The organism is Pseudomonas sp. CK-NBRI-02 (assembly GCF_008124495.1).
GTDB classification, from domain to species: domain Bacteria; phylum Pseudomonadota; class Gammaproteobacteria; order Pseudomonadales; family Pseudomonadaceae; genus Aquipseudomonas; species Aquipseudomonas guariconensis.
Window position 1 is genome coordinate 44,086 of the sequence record NZ_VSJH01000026.1, and the last position, 18,499, is coordinate 62,584.

The 18,499-nt window shown below is 64.2% G+C and carries 11 protein-coding genes; 5 read left to right on the top strand and 6 right to left on the bottom strand.

The features are described from left to right. Window positions 1-89: 89 nt before the first annotated feature. From aroQ to DQ397_RS16445, 4 genes are all read right to left on the bottom strand, one after another. Entirely contained in the window at window positions 90-542 is a 453-nt protein-coding gene (gene aroQ, locus DQ397_RS16430; protein ID WP_043207906.1) for a type II 3-dehydroquinate dehydratase, read from the bottom strand. Window positions 543-721: 179 nt separating this feature from the next. Next, window positions 722-2,500, bottom strand: coding sequence for a protein-disulfide reductase DsbD (locus tag DQ397_RS16435; RefSeq protein WP_043207905.1), 1,779 nt, complete (start codon window positions 2,498-2,500; stop codon window positions 722-724). 138 nt (window positions 2,501-2,638) lie between these two features. Next, entirely contained in the window at window positions 2,639-4,600 is a 1,962-nt protein-coding gene (locus tag DQ397_RS16440) for a methyl-accepting chemotaxis protein (RefSeq protein ID WP_043207904.1), read from the bottom strand. A gap of 112 nt (window positions 4,601-4,712) precedes the next feature. Beyond that, window positions 4,713-6,350 (bottom strand): diguanylate cyclase, encoded by a 1,638-nt coding sequence (locus DQ397_RS16445; protein WP_043207903.1) that lies wholly within the window; start codon window positions 6,348-6,350, stop codon window positions 4,713-4,715. Window positions 6,351-6,601: 251 nt separating this feature from the next. Between DQ397_RS16445 and DQ397_RS16450 the strand changes: the two genes are divergently transcribed. The 4 genes from DQ397_RS16450 to speA all read left to right on the top strand — a co-directional run bounded on the left by DQ397_RS16450 (window position 6,602) and on the right by speA (window position 10,933). Then, complete coding sequence (locus tag DQ397_RS16450) at window positions 6,602-7,669, top strand: DUF2333 family protein (protein WP_043207902.1); 1,068 nt, start codon at window positions 6,602-6,604, stop codon at window positions 7,667-7,669. 1 nt (window position 7,670) lies between these two features. Beyond that, window positions 7,671-8,207, top strand: coding sequence for an NUDIX hydrolase (locus tag DQ397_RS16455; protein ID WP_043207901.1), 537 nt, complete (start codon window positions 7,671-7,673; stop codon window positions 8,205-8,207). 286 nt (window positions 8,208-8,493) lie between these two features. After that, complete coding sequence (locus DQ397_RS16460) at window positions 8,494-8,865, top strand: translation initiation factor Sui1 (RefSeq protein ID WP_043207898.1); 372 nt, start codon at window positions 8,494-8,496, stop codon at window positions 8,863-8,865. 154 nt (window positions 8,866-9,019) lie between these two features. Beyond that, on the top strand, window positions 9,020-10,933 hold the full coding sequence (speA, locus tag DQ397_RS16465; protein WP_043207896.1) for an arginine decarboxylase: 1,914 nt from the start codon (window positions 9,020-9,022) through the stop codon (window positions 10,931-10,933). 40 nt (window positions 10,934-10,973) lie between these two features. Here the strand turns inward: speA and bla are convergent, their stop codons facing one another. Further along, a complete protein-coding gene (gene bla / locus DQ397_RS16470; RefSeq protein ID WP_043207894.1) occupies window positions 10,974-11,846 on the bottom strand; it encodes a class A beta-lactamase in 873 nt (290 codons plus the stop codon). A 176-nt stretch (window positions 11,847-12,022) separates the two neighbouring features. After that, a complete protein-coding gene (locus tag DQ397_RS16475; RefSeq protein ID WP_043207892.1) occupies window positions 12,023-13,360 on the bottom strand; it encodes an MATE family efflux transporter in 1,338 nt (445 codons plus the stop codon). A gap of 166 nt (window positions 13,361-13,526) precedes the next feature. On the opposite strand from DQ397_RS16475, the gene DQ397_RS16480 reads away from it, so the two are divergent. Continuing rightward, window positions 13,527-18,428, top strand: a complete 4,902-nt coding sequence (locus DQ397_RS16480; RefSeq protein WP_043207890.1) for an alpha-2-macroglobulin — start codon at window positions 13,527-13,529, stop codon at window positions 18,426-18,428. Window positions 18,429-18,499: the final 71 nt, after the last annotated feature.

Below are 18,499 nucleotides of genomic sequence, written 5' to 3' on the forward strand. Positions count from 1 at the left end.
CCCAAGGTTCGGTCGGGGACTTAATTTTAAAAACGTGTCTAAAACGTTTCTCTACAGCCCTGGCCCCGAAGGGCCAAAGCCTTGTGTCATCAGGGCTGTGCGTTGGCAGCCAGGTATTCCAGCGCGGATTCCAGGGCCAACCGATAACCGGTGGCGCCCAGACCGCAGATCACCCCTACGGCGACATCTGAAAAGTAGGAGTGATGACGGAACGGTTCACGCTTGTGCACGTTGGAGAGGTGCACTTCGATGAATGGGATGCTCACAGCCAGCAATGCGTCACGTAATGCGACGCTGGTGTGGGTGAAAGCAGCCGGATTGATCAGGATGAAGTCCACGCCTTCGTTGCGGGCGGCATGAATACGGTCGATCAATTCGTACTCGGCATTGCTCTGCAGGTACTGCAGGTGGTGGCCAGCGGCGCGGGCGCGCTGCTCCAGGTCCTGGTTGATCTGGGCCAGGTTCACGGCACCGTAGTGGCCTGGTTCGCGGGTACCGAGCAGGTTCAGGTTGGGGCCGTGCAGCACCAGTAGGGTTGCCATCTGCGATTCCTTGGGTTTTGTAGGGCAATACGACATGAGCGCGGCGACTATGCCGCAAGAGGGCGTCGGGTGTCCAGTTCCCTGCAATAGCCAACACGTTGTCCGAGGTTCGCGCAAAGTATGTGACCAGATCATTAAGTCTGGTCACTCCTTTAGTGAAGTTGCCCGGTCCGGAGAAGTTATAGACCCAGTTTGCCGCGCACGCGCGTCAGAATCGCCGCAAATTCGCCGGCGTTTATCTCGCCAATGACCCGATCAACGGAAAGTTCGCTGCCGTTCGCTGCAAAAAACAGTAGCGCAGGTGGGCCGAACAGCTGGTAGCGGTCGAGCAGGGTGCGTTGCTCTGCGTTGCTTTCGGTGATGTCGAAACGCAACAACTTGAACGCGCCCAATTGTGATTGGACCTGTGGTGCGCTCAGTACTTCGTGTTCGATCACTTTGCAACTGATGCACCAGTCGGCGTACCAGTCCAGCAGTACCGGTTTGCCGGCGGCCTTGGCGTCGGCGAGCGCTGCATCCAGTGCGGCGGGCGTGGTGATGGTCTGCCAGGCGTCGGTCTTGCTGGCCCGGCTGCCGTCGAGGCTGGCTGCTGCCGGGGGCGGCAAGGGGCGCAAGGGGTCGCCTTGACCGCTCAGGGCGCCATACCAGCAGGCCAAGGCGTAGACCAGCAGGGCCAGGCCGAGCAATTGGGCCAGGCGTTGACGCGGGGTCTTGACCACCAACTCCAGGGCGCCGAGGAACAGCGCCACGCCCGCGGCGAGCAGACCGACCAACAGCAACGTCGCAGGCCCCGGCAGCACGCGGCTGAGCAGGCCGATGGCCAGGCCCAGCAGGAGAACCCCGATGGCATTCTTGACGGTGTTCAGCCACGGGCCGCTCTTGGGCAGCCACGCTGCTCCTCCGGTGGCCACCAGCAATAGCGGCGCGCCCATTCCCAGGCCCAGGGCGAAGAGTTTCAGCGCCCCGCCCAATGCATCGCCGCTCGCGCTGATGTACAGCAGGGCTCCGGCCAGCGGCGCCGACACGCAGGGGGAGACCAGTAGGCTGGACAGCACGCCAAGCACTGCCGCACCCAGCAACGAGCCGCCTTTGGTGCGGTTGGCCATGCTGTCCAGGCGGCTGCTCAGCGCCTGCGGGAGCTTGATTTCGAACAAGCCGAACATGGCCAGGGCAAACAGCACGAAGAACAGCGCGAATGGCACCAGCACCCACGCCGACTGCAGGCGTGCCTGCAGGTTCAGGCTGGCGCCGAACATGCCCATCAGCGCCCCGAGCACGGCAAAGGACACGGCCATCGGCAGCACATAGGCCAGCGACAGGCTCAGCCCACGCCAGCCACCCACCTGCCCGCGCAGCACCACACCGGACAGGATCGGCAGCATCGGTAGCACGCAGGGGGTGAAGGTCAGGCCTATGCCGGCGAGGAAGAACAGCAGCAGTGACTGCCAGCCCCAGCCTTGCTCGGCGCCACCTGCGCCGGCCTCGGGTTTCCCGCCGGTGCCATCGATGCTCAGCCGTTCGGTTTCCGGCGGATAGCACAGGCCTTTGTCGGCGCAGCCCTGGTAGCCCACCAGCAAGGTAAAGGCACGTGGATCGGTGCGTGGCAACTGGATGTCGACCACGCCGTGGTAGACCTCGACATCGCCAAAGAACTCGTCGTGCTTGGCTTCGCCCTTGGGAATATCGGCCGGGCCCAGGGCGATGTCGGCGGGCTCCGTACGGAACTGGAAGCGGTGGCGGTAAAGGTAATAGCCGTCGGTGGCGACGAAGCGTAGCTTGACGGTCTGGGCGTCGGCCTGGACCAGGCTGAGCTTGAAGGCTTCGTGGACAGGCAAGAAGTCGGCGCTGTTGCTCAGAGAGGCGGCGCCGAGGGTGGCGCTGGGGCGGTTGTCGAGCAGGCCCGCGGCGAAGGCAGGGCTGGCCAGCAGCAGGAACAGCAGGAAAAACAGGCGGCGCATGGCGGTCTCGCTAGGTGAAACGTGGGCGCATCATAGCGGACTTGCCCACGATTGGGGCCTGGTTGGCCGGCAGCGCGACACATGGCCGCTGGATTTCATGTTGTCAGTGCCGACGCAACCGCTCAGGTGCCGAGACGCTCAGAGGCGAAACGCCCGCACCGCCGTGTTCAGCTCGCTGCCAAGCTGGAGCAACTGCTCACCTTGCTCACGCCCTTCGCCTATGCGTTGCAGGTTGTCCTCGCCCAGTGCGTGAATCCGCTCGCTGTGGTCGCGAATCTCGCTCACCGCCCCTGTCTGCTGGGCGGTTACCTCGGCGATGCGTACCGCCGTGTCGGCGATCGTGCGGATGGCACCGACGATTTCATCGAGTGCGCCATCGGCAGCCTGGGCCTGGCTGGCGGTGGCCTCGGCGTGTTCGAGCTGGGTGCGCATGCCGTTCACCGATTCCCGGGCGGCTTGTTGCAGGCGGTCGATCAAACCCTGGATTTCACCCGTAGCCCCCGTGGTGCGCTGGGCCAGCGAGCGCACCTCGTCGGCGACCACAGCGAAGCCACGGCCCATCTCGCCCGCCCGTGCAGCCTCGATGGCGGCATTGAGTGCCAGAAGGTTGGTCTGTTCGGCGATCGCACGAATCACTGTCAACACACCGCCGATGGTGGCCGACTCCTCGGCCAATTGCTCGATCGTCTGCGCGTTGCCTTGCACTTCATCGACCAATGCACGCAGGCCGGACAGGCTCTGGCCGATCACCGCCTGGCCCTGTTCCACGGCGCGCCCGGCATCACGGCTGGCTTCGGCGGCGGCGCTGGCATCGCCCGCGACCTGCTGGATGGTCGCCTCCAGTTCGCCCAAGGCATCGCGGATCTGTGCGGTGTCACCGGCCTGGCGCTCGGCGCCGTCGTGCAGGGCAGTGCTCATTCCCGCCAAGGCATGACTGCTGCCGGCAACCTGTTCGGCGTTGTGACGCAGGGTGCCGACCAGGTCCACCAGGTATTGGCGCAGGCGATTGAGCGACGCCTGGATATCGTGCAGCTCACGGTTGGTGCGCCCCAAGGTGATGGCCTGGGCGAAGTCGCCCTCGGCCCAGCGCGACAGGGCAGGGGCAAGGCCGGTCAAAGTGCGCGCCAAGCGGCGTTGAAGGGTGTCGATGAGCAGGGCGATGAGCAGGATCAGGCCAATCATCAGACCCTGGATGATACGCACTTCGCCGGCGATCTTGGCGTGCAGGCCCCGTACCTCAGGCTCCAGGGCTGCGATGGCCTGTTGCACTGCTTCCAGTCGCTCGCCTGTGCTGGCGGCCAGGGCGGTACGGCGCTCGATCTGTTCGCGGGTGCGTTGCAGTTCGGCCGGGTAGCGGGCCAGCAGGCTTTGCAGCTCGCGCTTGAGGCCCACCGCCACATCTTCGCGTTGCTCGCTGGCCTGTGTCTGCAGCCCCATCAGGGCGGCGAAATCGTCGGCGTTGGACTCGGCAGCGCGGGTCACGCCCAGCAGTGGCAGGCTGTCGATGGCCTGGGCTTGGGCGCGGATCAGTTGCAGTTCACGTTCGACTTCGTCGGCCAGCTCCGCACGGCCACTGCTGACCAGCTTGTCCCGAGCCAGGGACAGGCGCCCCAGGTGCACCGAGGCGTCCAGCACGGGCGTCAGGTACCGGCCCGCGTCTGGGCTGGCGCTGTCACGGGCGTAAGCTGCCAATTGCTCAAAATTGGCCCCCAGCTCACGTTCGGCCTGAAGCAGCAAGGCCTGCGGGTCGCCGGCAAGCTTGCCGGCGGCGAGCAACTCGTTGGCGGTAAAGGTCTGCAGGTGGTCCAGGCTGGGGCGCAGCTTGTCCGAAAGCGCCTGTGGCCAGTCGGCCAGGGAGGCCTGCAACTGCTTGGTCGCCTCCATGGCGGCGGCATGGCGCAGGGCGTCGCCACTGCCCAGGTAGGCCTGGATATTGCGCGCCGCATCACGCTGGAACTGTTGGGACAAATCCAGGTAGCGCTCCATCAATTGATAGGGGCGCTCCAGGGCGCGTTGCGACCACCACAGGGTCGCGCCCAGGGCGATACAGACGGTCACTAGCAGCAAAGTATTGAAATTGGTCAGCCACTTCAGGCGCATAGCTGCGAACTTCCGGCGGGGAGTGGAGAGGTAGGTGCCTGAAGTTATTGCGATTTTGTGACGAGGTGATGACGAGAAAGGCGTGACCTTACAAAAAAGTGGCTATTTGCCTTTATTGGCCAAGCCGGTCGGGGAAGCAGGTGGCACGCACCACGCAGTTGCGCCCGGCATGCTTGGCGCGGTACAGCGCCTCGTCCGCGGCGCTGGCCATGGTCAGGGCATCGAGGTTGTCGTCCAGTTGCACCACGCCGGCGCTGAACGTGCACGTGAGATCGTGGGGCTGGGCCGGGTAGAGGATTTCGGCGAAACGTCGGCGAATCTCGTCCAGTACCTTGTGGGCCGCGTCCAGCGCGGTGTTAGGCATGACGATGGCGAACTCCTCGCCGCCGTAGCGCCCGATGAAGTCGGTCTTGCGCAGCCGCTGCTTGAGAAACAGCGCCAGGCTCTTGATCACCCGGTCGCCCATCGGGTGGCCATGGCGATCGTTGATTTTCTTGAAATGGTCGATGTCGAGCATGGCGAAGCTCAGCGGCTGCGCTTCGCGGCGTGCGCGGAAGCTGCAATCTTCCAGCAACTGCAGGATATGGGTGTGGTTGTACAGCCCCGTGAGGCTGTCGCGCACCATGCGGGCCTTGAGGTGACGGGCGCGGGCCGCGCGGTTGCGCACGGTGGTGATCAGGTGGCGTGAGCGGATCGGCTTAGTCAGGAAGTCGTCACCGCCCTCGCTCATGGCGTCCAGTTGCTTGTCCAGATCATCCTCGGCCGACAGGTAGATGATCGGCACACTGACGTAGCGATCGTTATGGCGGATGACCTTGGCAAGCTCGGGGCCGGTGCAGTCGGGCATATAGAGGTCGAGGATGATCAAGTCGGGCTGGAAATCCGCCAGCTCGGCCATGGTGCGGATCGGCTCGGTGAGGGTGCGGGTGATCATGCCCGCGCCGTTGAGCAGGCGTTCGGTATACATGGCCTGGGCGCGGGAGTCGTCGATGATCAGCACACGGAAGGGGTCGTACTGGGTGGCGCTGGTGTAGAGCTCGACTTTCTCCAGCAGGCTCGAGGCCTCCAGCGTGCCGGTCAGGAACTCCTGGCCTCCGGCGCGTACGGCGGCCAGACGGGTGGGGGTGTCGGTCTCGTGGTGGCTGAAGAACAGCAGCGGGATGTGCTGATCCAGCCCTTGCTGGGCCAGGGCCGCGAGTTTCAGGCCTTGGCCTGGGCCAGTGAAGTCCACATCCATCACGATGGCCGAAGGCAAACGTTCACGCATCGAGGCGCAGAAGGCCTCGGCACTGTACAGCGCCTGCACGCCCAGGCCGAAGAATTCGAGCTGCTGGGCCAGGCGCTCGGCTCGGTCGTGGTCCTGAAGCAGGATGTAGACGGGCTTGCGTACGGGTGGCAGGGGCACATTGTCGAGCTGGTCGCCTTTGCGCAGGCCGGTACGTGAGAGGCGCTGCATCAGGCGGTTGAGCTCGCTGATCAGCTCCGAGTTCAGCCGCGCGCTGTTGGCCTCGATGGCCCGCAACGTCTGGCCGATCGCCGTCGAGAGCACGCTATGCTCGGGTTGTTCGAAGCGCTCGGCATAGCGTTGCAGGCGCAGGTTGGCCTCGCACAGCTCGCCCAACTCCGCAGCCGACCACTCGCCCCGTTGCAGGCGCTGCCAGATCTCCAGGATCTGTCGGGCCTGGTGGATGACCCGCTGGGCGAAGTGCTGCTTGAGGCGCTCGTGGCTCGGGTCGGCTGGCTGGGTCATGTCCTGACTGCTTGTTGGTGTGTGGTTATGCAGGTGCAATGATGGCTCCATGCTAGCACTCATTTCTGGACTGGCCAGTGCGCCATGTCAACAAAGTCTGCCCAGGTACGAATATTCAGTTACCGACCGATTGGTCGCTTATGCGTAAGGCAGTGTCTGCTTTATAGTGCTGCCACGCGGGCTTGCCGTGGCACCCTGGCTGGGGCTGGTGGTCCAAGCCCCTGAACTGTCGGACTGATAAGGACAACGCCATGCTGGATTGGAAAAACCGCGAGGCCAAAGCCGAGCCCCGTGAGCGCGTCGACGCCCGTGGCGCCGCTGCACGTAGCTATCTGGGGGGGCTGTGGAGCCGAGCCTTGGGCACCCTGATCGGCCTGTATCTGTTGGTTTGCATCGGCCTCGGTTGGTACTGGAGCCAGGAGCCGGAGCTGTTCCCCGTTCAGCAGAACGCCCAGACTGCCGCCGAGCGCACCGGCCAGCAAATGGTGGTGGGCTATACCACCATCGAGACCCTCAAGATCGTCGCCGGCACCCTGCTGAACAAGCCGGGCGGCTACATCTCCAACGACCGTTTCCCGCCAGGGCTGTGGATGGACAACATGCCGAGCTGGGAATACGGCGTGTTGGTCCAGGTGCGTGACCTGTCCCGCGCCCTGCGCAAGGACTTCGCCCGCTCCCAGTCGCAATCGACCGAAGATGCGGACCTGGCCAAGGCCGAGCCGCGCTTTAACTTCGACAACAAGAGCTGGATCCTGCCGTCGAGCGAATCGGAGTTCGAGGAGGGCATCAAGTCGCTCAGCCGCTACCAGCGCCGTCTGGCTGCCGGCGACCAGGGCGCCATCTTCTATACCCGCGCGGACAACCTGAACAACTGGCTAGGTGATGTGGCCACCCGCCTGGGCTCGTTGTCCCAGCGCCTGTCGGCCAGTGTCGGTCGGGTCAAGCTCAACAGCACCCTGAAGACCGAGTCGGTCGTTCCAGGCCAGGCGCCGCAGGTCGACGAGGAACTGGTGGAAACCCCATGGCTGCAGATCGACAACGTGTTCTACGAAGCCCGGGGTCAGGCTTGGGCGCTGTCGCACCTGCTGCGCGCCATCGAGGTCGACTTCGCCGATGTACTGGCCAAGAAGAACGCCACGGTCAGCGTGCGCCAGATCATCCGTGAGCTGGAGGCCTCCCAGGAGGCGCTGTGGAGCCCGATGGTGCTCAACGGCAGTGGCTTTGGCATGTGGGCCAACCATTCGCTGGTAATGGCCAACTATATTTCCCGGGCCAACGCCGCTGTCATCGATCTGCGTCAACTGCTGTCGCAGGGCTAGGATGACCATCAGCCCACAGGAGGCTGCGCATCGCGCGGCCTCCGATCGTGAATCGGTCGCCTGGGTCGACGAGGCCGACCGACTGCTCGGCGCGCTACCCCGGGCCGAGCTGCGTGAGCGCGGCCTGATCGGGCGCTGCACCTTCATCTTGTTGTTCAACAGCGCCGGTGAGCTGTGCGTGCACCGGCGCACGTTGAGCAAGGCCTTGTATCCCGGCTATTGGGACGTGGCAGCTGGTGGCATGGTGGCAGCCGGCGAAAGTTACGAGATGTCGGCGGCGCGTGAACTGGAGGAAGAGCTGGGTATCTCGGGCGTCGAGTTGCGCTTTCACGAGCGGTTCTACTTCGATCAACCGGACAACCGCCTATGGTGCGCGGTGTTCTCGGCGGTTTCCGATGCACCGTTGAAGCTGCAGCCCGAAGAAGTCAGTGAAGCGCGGTTCATGAGTCTTGCCCAGATAGAAGCCGATCGTGGACGTTTGTCGTTCTGTCCGGACTCGCTGGCGGCGCTGGATCGTTACGCCGCCAGTCTGAAATAGCTGTGTTGGCAGGGCTGGCTCTTACGCAACTGAGCCCGCACTCACAAGGCTCATATAGCGCTTGAGCGCTGTGGGAATGGGTTTGTTCGCGAAGGGTCGCAAAACATTCGAAAAATGGCGCATTCCGGTACTTAGCAATCGGCAGATTTATCGTTACACTGCGCGCCCTTTTCGGGCTGTCGCAGGATTTTGCGGCAGTAGCGCTGCCCCTGCCAGAGTGGGGCTTCGCGGTCGGTCCTGGCCCCAGGCACCGACCAGTTTTTGTCCTCAGCAAAGAGGAACAAAAGTGGCCAAGAAAGCTTCTTCCTTCGCCGCCCTTGGCGGTCTCGTTTACTCCACCGATGCCGGTCGGCATTGCCCGGACTGTGGCAAGCCGGTGGACGCCTGCATCTGCAAGCAACAGGTCATCCCCGAAGGTGATGGTATCGCCCGCGTGCGCCGCGAAAGCAAAGGCCGTGGCGGCAAGACCGTGACCACCATCAGTGGCGTCCCGCTGCCCCTCGACCAGCTCAAGGAGCTGGCCAGCAACCTCAAGCGCCGTTGTGGCACCGGAGGCGCGCTGAAGGACGGGGTCATCGAGATCCAGGGCGACCATGTCGAGCTGCTGCTCGGTGAGTTGACCAAGCAGGGCTTCAAGGCGAAGAAATCCGGCGGCTGATCCCGGCCCGCGCGATTTTTCGCCCATTGCTTTCTAAACTCGTTCCCGTGGCAAGGGTCTATCCCCTGGCACGGACGAATCGTCATTTTCGGTTTCTACACTGCATCCGCGCCCTCGTGGTGCAGTGTCTTCGACTTATCTACAGGGGACTTGAATGTCCGTACGACGCACACGCAAAGATGATGGCAGCCAGTGGACCGTGGCCGACAGCCGCAGTGTTTATGGGATCCGCCATTGGGGCGCTGGTTATTTCGCCATCAATGAGGCCGGGCGCGTCGAAGTGCGCCCCAACGGTCCGGACAGTGCCCCGATCGACCTGTACGAGCAGGTCGACGAGTTGCGCCAGAGCGGCCTGTCGCTGCCGCTTCTGGTGCGTTTCCCCGACATCCTGCAGGACCGCGTGCGTCAGCTGACCGGCGCCTTCGATGCCAACATCGCGCGCCTGGAATACCAGAGCAAGTACACGGCCCTGTATCCGATCAAGGTCAACCAGCAGGAAGCGGTGGTGGAGAACATCATCGCCACCCAGAACGTTTCCATAGGCCTTGAAGCCGGGTCCAAGCCCGAGCTGCTGGCGGTCCTGGCGTTGGCGCCCAAGGGTGGGACCATCGTCTGCAATGGCTACAAAGACCGTGAGTTCATCCGCCTGGCGCTGATGGGCCAGAAGCTTGGCCACAACGTGTTCATCGTTATCGAGAAGGAGTCCGAGGTCGCCCTGGTGATCGAGGAAGCCGCCGATCTCAAGGTCAAGCCGCAGGTCGGCCTTCGTGTGCGCCTGTCGTCGCTGGCTTCGAGCAAGTGGGCCGACACCGGGGGCGAGAAGTCCAAGTTCGGCTTGTCCGCCGCACAGCTGATCTCGGTGGTGCAGCGCTTCCGCGATGCAGGCCTCGACCAGGGCATTCGCCTGCTGCACTTCCACATGGGCTCGCAGATCGCCAACCTGGCCGACTACCAGCACGGTTTCAAGGAGGCCATTCGTTACTACGGCGAATTGCGCGCCCTGGGCCTGCCGGTCGATCACATCGACGTCGGTGGCGGCCTGGGCGTGGACTACGACGGCACACACTCGCGCAACGCCAGCTCCATCAACTACGACATGGACGACTATGCCGGCGTGGTGGTGGGCATGCTTAAGGAGTTCTGCGACGCCCAAGGCCTGCCGCATCCGCACATCTTCTCCGAGAGCGGCCGCTCGCTGACCGCGCACCACGCCATGCTGGTGATCCAGGTGACCGACGTCGAGAAGCACAATGACGAAGTGCCGACCATCGAGAACAAGGAATCGCTGCCTGAAACCGTGCAGTGGCTGGTCGACCTGCTGGGCCCGACCGACATCGAGATGGTCACCGAGACCTACTGGCGCGCCACCCACTACATGGGCGATGTGGCCGCGCAATATGCTGACGGCAAGATCAGCCTCGCCGAGAAAGCCCTGGCCGAGCAGTGCTACTTTGCCGTGTGCCGCCGCCTGCACAACTCGCTCAAGGCCCGTCAACGCTCGCACCGCCAGGTGCTGGACGAGCTCAACGATAAGCTGGCCGACAAGTACATCTGCAACTTCTCGGTGTTCCAGAGCCTGCCGGACACCTGGGCCATCGGCCAGGTGCTGCCGATCATCCCGCTGCACCGCTTGGACGAGGAACCGATGCGCCGCGCCGTGTTGCAGGACCTGACCTGCGACTCCGACGGCAAGATCAACCAGTACGTCGACGAACAGAGCATCGAGACCAGCATGCCAGTGCACGCGGTCAAGGAAGGCGAGGACTACCTGCTGGGTGTGTTCCTGGTCGGTGCCTATCAGGAAATCCTGGGTGATATGCACAACCTGTTCGGCGACACCGACTCGGTGAACATCTACCAGAACGCCGATGGCAGCGTGTACCACGCCGGCATCGAGACCCACGACACCATCGAGGACATGCTGCGTTATGTGCACCTCTCGCCGGAGGAGTTGATGACGCACTACCGCGACAAGGTCGCCAGCGCCCGCATCACGGCGCGTGAGCGTACCCAGTTCCTGGATGCGCTGCGTCTGGGGCTGACCCGGTCGTCGTACCTGTCTTCCTGATGGCACGATGCGCTAGCGTCTGGAGCGATCGAGGCGCGGGCTAGGGTGAAACGGCCTTGACCATGGCCCTGCCGATGGCGGCGATCGCCGCGTTGCGTTCATCCAGGGAAGCTTCGGTGTCCTTGAGGTAGATGGTCGCGACGATCGCCTCGCCCCGCGGCGGCCATAGGACCGCCGCAATGCCTCGCGCCCCGAAACTTCCGCTGCCGGTCCTGTCGGCGATTCGCCAGTCGTTGGGGATTGCCGCCCGCAAAAGCGGGCCACCCACCTCGTTGTTGCTCAGCCATTCGGTCAGTTGTGCCCTGGACGGTGTGTCCAGGGCCGTTCCCAGTAACAATGCCTTTACCGTGTTTGCCATGGCCCGTGGTGTCGTGGTGTCACGCTCATCCCCAGGCATGACCTCATTCAAACTCGGTTCGTTTCGATCCGATCGGGTGGTCTGGTCGCCCAGTCCTCGGACAAAAGCGGTCACTACCTTGGGCCCTCCCAGGACCTCGAATACGGCATTGGCGGCGGTGTTGTCGCTGGTTTTGAGGGTGATGGCGCACAGTTTTGCCGCAGGTACATGCGTGCCGACCAGGTCTTTGGTCACCGGCGCGTAGGCCAGGATGTCTTGCGAGTGAATAGGCACCGATCGGGTCATCAGCGCTTGCCCTTCATTGAGCAGCGTCGAACACAAAAGAAGCTTCACGGTGCTTGCCATCGGAAAGCGTTCGTCGGCCCGATACTGCCAGGAGCGACCCGTGCCGGTGTCATGAATCGAGTATCCGACTGTCGCCTTGAGCGTGCGCTCTATCTGCAGGGCTGCTTCCTGGATTGGGTCGCCGCCGGCCATGGCCGCCTGGGCTGGGAAAGTGACAGCAGTAGCGAACAGCCATGAGCCGACCAAGCGTCTGACCTGACGGGAAAGCATGAGTAAGTCCTGTCGATAAAAGAGGGAGCGGGCGACGTTAAGAGGCTTTGGTTGTTTCAGATGCAGGATATGGCCTCAAGCTACGAAGACTTGTTCTGGTTATTGGGTAGGGTGTTTCTGGGGCATTCCTTTGATTGCCTCAATGCCAGGTCGTGATGCAGACGCATCGCCGTCCCTCATGGAACCCATAGGCCTTGTTGCCGCAGCTGCCAACCCACCCATCCCAGCGTTATCGCCCGTAGCCCCATGAATACGAGAAAGGCCAACCACAGACCATGGTTGCCCAGCCCGCTCATCGCCAGCGCCAAGGGCAAGCTCAGCGCCACGCTGAGCAGCATCGCATTGCGCATCTCCCGTGCGCGTGTGGCGCCGATGAACAGGCCGTCGAGCAGGTAGCTCCATACGGCGATCAACGGCAATACCGCCAGGTAGGGTAGGAACGGGTAGGCCGCTACGCGCACGCTGTCGATATCGGTCTGCAGGTCGATGAACAGATGCCCTGCGACCAAGAACAACGCGGCAAAACCCAGGCTGACGATCAGCGACCAGCCGCAGGCCACCACCAGCGAGCGGCGTAGGGTCTGGTGGTCTCGGGCACCGATGGCGTGGCCGCACAGGGCTTCGACTGCATGGGCCAGGCCGTCCAAGGCATAGGCGGTGAGCATCAGGCCATTGAGCAGCAGGGCATTGGCAGCCACAGTGGCTTCGCCCAGTCGCGCCCCCTGAACGGTTACCAGCAGGAACACCAACTGCAGCGCCAGGCTGCGCAGGAAGATGTCGCGGTTGACCGACAGCAGCGGCCGCCAGGACTGCCAGCGCTTGAGTGCGGCCCAGGCAATGTGCCCAGGGTAGGCGCGCAGGGCCGGACGCGTCAGGGCAAGCCCGAGCAGCGCGGCGCTCCATTCGGCCATGACCGAGGCCCGCGCCGAGCCCAGCACGCCCCAGTCGAGGCCAAGAACGAACCACAGGTTAAGGACGATGTTCAGCACGTTGGTGGTCAGCAGGATCGCCATGGGCGCCCGGGCGTTCTGCGTGCCCAGGAACCAGCCGACCAGGGCGTAGCTGGCCAGCGCCGCCGGCAGGCCTAGCAGACGGGTATGGAAGAAATCCTCGGTGGACTGGTGCAGCGCCGCGCTCGGTTGCATCGCCTGCAACGCCAATTGGCTGAAAGGAATCGCCAGCAGGCCGATCAGCAGTGCGAAGGCCAGGGCCAGCAGTAATCCTTGCACCAGTACCTGGCGTAAAGCGGCTCCATCGGAGCGTCCTGCAGCCTGGGCGGCGAACCCGGTAGAGCCCATGCGCAGGAAACCCATCAGCCCGACCATGAAGGTGAACAAGGTCGACCCCACCGCCACTGCGCCCAATTGATGGGCATGGGGCAGGTGGCCGATCACGGTGCTGTCGACCAGGGCCACCAGTGGTACCGAGATGTTGGACAGGATCATCGGCGCGGCCAGCGCCCAGACCTTGCGGTGGGTACGGCGGTCGTGCCAGTCGGTGGACAGTGCGGACATGTGAAACCTTGGGCTGAAGGGCCGCTTGGAGAGTGGCGCCATTGTAGCGGGCAGGCCAAGGCTGTGCGCGAACAGGGTCTCAGTTGCACGCTCATGGCAGGTACGTGGCCAACCATTGCGCTATAGTTGCGCCCTTATCGACACGCTGCCCAAGAGTTCTCTTTCCATGCTCAACAAAGGATTGTTGCTGGCCTGCGCGCTGGCGCTGCTCAGTGCTTGTGATTCCTCGTCGAAGGATGCTCCGGCTCCTGCCGACAAGCCGGCTGCGTCGGCGCCTGCCGCCACCCCGGCGCCCAAGCGCGAAGACCCGGCCGTCCTGGCCAAGCGCTACGCCGACCGCGAGCTGACCGTGCTGGACGTCTCGGAAGTCCAACTCGATGGTGCCAGTACCCTCTCGGTCAGCTTCTCCGCTCCCTTGGACGCCAATCAGGACTTCGCCTCCAAGGTCCATCTGGTCGATACCGTCAAAGGCAAGATCGACGGCGCCTGGGAGCTTTCGGACAACCAGATGGAACTGCGCCTGCGTCATCTGGAGCCGCAGCGAAAGCTGGTCTTGACGGTCGACAAGGGCCTGCTGGCGGTCAACGACAAGCGTCTGGAGCAGGAGTCGGTGACCCGTCTGGAAACCCGCGACATGCAGCCGACCGTGGGCTTCGCCAGTCGCGGCTCGCTGTTGCCCACCCGCCTGGCCGAAGGCCTGCCGGTGATCGCCCTGAACGTCGAAAAGGTCGATGTGGAATTTTTCCGCATCAAGCCGGACATGCTCTCCAGCTTCCTGGTCAACTGGGGTCGCAACAGTAGCCTGTACTACTACCAGTCCAAGGAAACCCTGGACATGGCCGACCTGGTCTACAGCGGCCGCTTCGACCTCAACCCTGCGCGCAACACCCGCGAGACTGTGCTGCTGCCGATCGCCGGGATCAAGCCGCTGCAGGAGCCGGGCGTGTACCTGGCGGTGATGCGCGCCTCGGGCACCTATGATTATTCCCAGCCGGCGACCCTGTTCACTTTGAGCGACATCGGTGTCTCCGCCCATCGCTACCGGGATCGCCTGGACGTATTCGCCCAGGCCCTGGAAGGCGGCAAGGCGCTCAAGGGCGTCACTCTCGAGTTGCACGATGACAAGGGCAAGCTGCTGGCCCAGGCCGAAACCGACGGCGAGGGCCACGCACAACTGCCGATCACTGCCAAGGCCGACACGCTGATCGCCACCCAGGGTGTAAACACCACGCTGCTACGCCTGAACACCGCCGCCCTGGACCTGGCCGAGTTCGACATCACAGGCCCTCAGGCCAATCCGCTGCAGTTCTTCATTTTCGGTCCGCGCGACCTGTATCGCCCGGGCGAGACGGTGTTGCTCAACGGCTTGCTGCGCGATCAGGACGGCAAGCCGGTCAAGGCGCAACCGGTGACGGTCGAGGTGCGTCGGCCGGATGAGCAGGTCAGCCGCAAGTTCGTCTGGGAGGCCGACAGCAACGGTTTGTTCCAATACCAACTGCAACTGGCCACCGAAGCCCCGACCGGACGCTGGCAACTGCTGCTCGACCTGGGGGGCGGGCGCAAGCAGGTCTATGAATTCCTGGTCGAGGATTTCCTCCCAGAGCGCCTGGCCCTGGAGCTCAAGGGCAGCAGCGCGCCGCTGTCGCCTGACGAAACCGCGCGCATCCAGGTCAATGGCCGTTACCTCTACGGCGCGCCTGCCGCCGGCAACCGTCTGAGCGGCCAGGCCTATGTACGCCCTCTGCGCGAAGCCGTGCCGGCGCTGCCGGGCTATCAGTTCGGTTCGGTCACCGAGACCGAACTCAACCAAGACCTGGAGCTGGACGAGGTGACCCTCGACAACGCCGGCAAGGCCACCCTGGATATCGAAAGCCGCTGGGCCGAGGCCCGTTCGCCGTTGCAACTGACTGTCCAGGCCAGCCTCCAGGAGTCTGGCGGACGGCCGATCACCCGCCGCCTGGAGCAGCCGATCTGGCCGGCCGAACGCCTGCCGGGCCTGCGTGGCCTGTTCGAGGGCGAGGAAACCGACAGCGACGGTCCCGTGGAATTCGAAGTGCTGGTGGCCGATCGCGAAGGTCACAAGCTTGCCGCCGAAGACCTCAAGGTGCGTCTGGTGCGTGAGCGTCGCGACTATTACTGGAACTACTCCCAGAGCGACGGCTGGAGCTACAACTACAACGAGAAATTCCTCACCCAGAGCGAGGAGACCGTCAGCGTGAAGGCTGGCGGCACCGCCAAGCTGAACTTCCAGGTGGAGTGGGGCCCGTACCGGGTCGAGGTAGAAGACCCGCAGACAGGGCTGGTCTCCAGCGTGCGCTTCTGGGCGGGCTACCGGGCCCAGGACAACGCCGAAGGTGGCGCGGTGCGTCCGGACCAGGTCAAGCTGGCCTTGGACAAACCGTCCTATGCCGACGGGGCCACCGCCAAGGTCACGGTCACCCCACCTGCTGCCGGCAGCGGTTATCTGATGATCGAATCCAGCGATGGCCCGCTGTGGTGGCAGGAGATCGACGTGCCCGCCGAGGGCAAGACCTTCGACGTGCAGCTGGATGAAAAGTGGGCGCGTCACGACCTGTACATCAGCGCCCTGGTGATCCGCCCCGGCGAACGCAAGGCCAACGCCACGCCAAAGCGCGCCGTGGGTGTACTGCATCTGCCGCTGGACCGTGCCGAACGCAAGCTCGCTTTGACCTTGCAGGCCCCGCAGAAGATGCGCCCCAAGCAACCGCTGACCGTGAAATTCAAGGCCGCCAACGCAGATGGCAGCGTGCCGAAACAGGTGCATGTGCTGTTGTCGGCGGTGGACGTGGGCATCCTCAACATCACCGATTTCAAGACCCCGGACCCGTTCGCCAGCCTGTTCGGCCGCAAGGCCTACGGTGCCGACCAATTGGATATCTACGGCCAGCTGATCGAGGCCGGGCAGGGCCGTTTGGCGAGCCTGGCATTCGGCGGCGACGCGGCCATGGCCAAGGGCGGCAAACGCCCCAACACCACGGTCACCATCGTTGCCCAGCAAAGCCTTCCGGTAACGCTCAATGAACAAGGCGAGGGCGAGGCGACTGTCGAGATTCCGGACTTCAACGGTGAGCTGCGCCTGATGGCCCAGGCCTGGACCGACGAGCACTTCGGCATGGCCGAAGGCAAGACGGTCGTCGCCGCACCGCTGATCGCCGAACTCTCGGCGCCGCGCTTTTTGGCCGGTGGCGATCGCACCAGCCTGGCGCTGGACCTGGCCAACCTGTCCGGCCGCGCCCAGCAACTGAACGTGCAGGTGAGCGCCGAGGGCCAGTTGGCCCTGGCCGGCGAAGGCCAGCAGAGCGTCAGCCTGGCCGAGGGCCAGCGCAAGACCTTGATGATCCCGGTGCAGGCCCAGGGTGGCCTGGGCCAAGGCAAAGTGCAGGTGCGGGTCAACGGCCTGCAGTTGCCTGGCGAGCCGACCCCAGCCTTCGAGCGCCAGTGGACGCTTGGCGTGCGCCCCGCCTATCCGGCGATGCTCAAGCACTACCGCGTGGCGCTCAAGGACCAGCCCTGGACCTTGCCTGAAGGCGACCTCGCGGCCTTCGAGACCGCGGGCCTGGAAGCCAGCCTGGCGCTGTCCAGCCGCCCACCGCTGAACCTGGCCGAACAGATTCGCGCCCTGGAGGCCTACCCCTACGGCTGCCTGGAGCAGACCACCAGCGGCCTGTACCCTTCGCTCTACGCCGATGCCGAAAGCCTCAAGCGCTTGGGTATCAAGGGCGAGCCGGCCGACGTGCGCAAGCGCAAGATCGAGATGGGCATCGAGCACCTGCTGGGCATGCAGCGCTACAACGGCAGCTTCGGCCTGTGGAGCTCGGACAGCGAAGAGGAATATTGGCTCACCGCCTACGTCACCGACTTCCTGCTGCGCGCCCGCGAGCAAGGCTTCGGTGTACCGGCCGAGGCCCTGAAGAAAGCCAATGAACGCCTGCTGCGCTATGTGCAGGAGCGCAACCTGATCGAGGTGGACTACAGCCAGAACGCCGACCACACCCGCTTTGCCGTGCAGGCCTATGCCGCGCTGGTGCTCGCGCGCAACCAGCAGGCGCCGCTCGGTGCCCTGCGTGGCCTGTTCGAGCGCCGCAGCGATGCGCGCTCCGGCTTGCCACTGGTGCAGTTGGCGGTGGCGCTGGACAAGATGGGTGACAAGCCGCGTGCCCAGCAAGCCTTGCAGGCGGGCCTTGGCGTGAAGCGCAGCGATGGCTGGATGGCCGATTACGGCAGCACCCTTCGAGACCAGGCACTGATCCTGGCCTTGCTGCAGGAGAACAACCTGGCCGCCAACCAGGTCGACCAGCGCCTGTTCGCGCTGTCCGATGAGCTGGCGGCCAACCGCTGGCTGTCGACCCAGGAGCGCAACGCCTTGTACCTGGCCGGTCGTGGCCTGCTGGGCAAGCCGGAAGGCCAGTGGCAGGCACGCCTGGACAGCGCCGGAGAGATCCGCGAGTTCAACAACGCTGAATCGGGCATGAAGCTCGAAGGCCCCTTGCTGATGTCGCCGCTGACCGTGCAGAACCAGGGCAGCGAGACCCTCTACCAGCAGCTGACCCTCTCCGGCTACCCGCGCCAGGCCCCGCCTGCAGGGGGCAACGGTATGGAGATCCGCCGTGAGTACCTGGGCATGAACGGCCAGCCGCTGGATGTGCGCAGCCTACGCAGCGGCGAGTTGGTGCTGGTGCACCTGGCGCTCAAGGCCTCCACCGCGGTGCCGGACGCCTTGGTGGTGGACCTGCTGCCGGCGGGCCTGGAGCTGGAGAACCAGAACCTGGCCCAGAGCGCCGCCAGCCTGGACAACGCCAGCAGCGCGGTGAAGCAGTGGCGCGAGTCGATGCAGAATGCCAACCTGGTGCACCAGGAGTATCGCGACGACCGCTATGTGGCCGCGCTCAAGCTCGATGGCTACGGCACCAGCCATCTGCTGTACCTGGCCCGGGCAGTGACGCCGGGGACCTATCGCATTCCGCCACCGCAGGTGGAGTCGATGTACCGGCCTAACCTGCAGGCGGTTGGGGAAGGGCAGGGAGAGATGATCGTGAGAGGGCGCTGAGGGCTCTTGGAGCTTCGAGCGGCAAGCGGCAAGTAAAAGCAGGTGGTGTGAGCCACGCTTGCTTGCAGCTT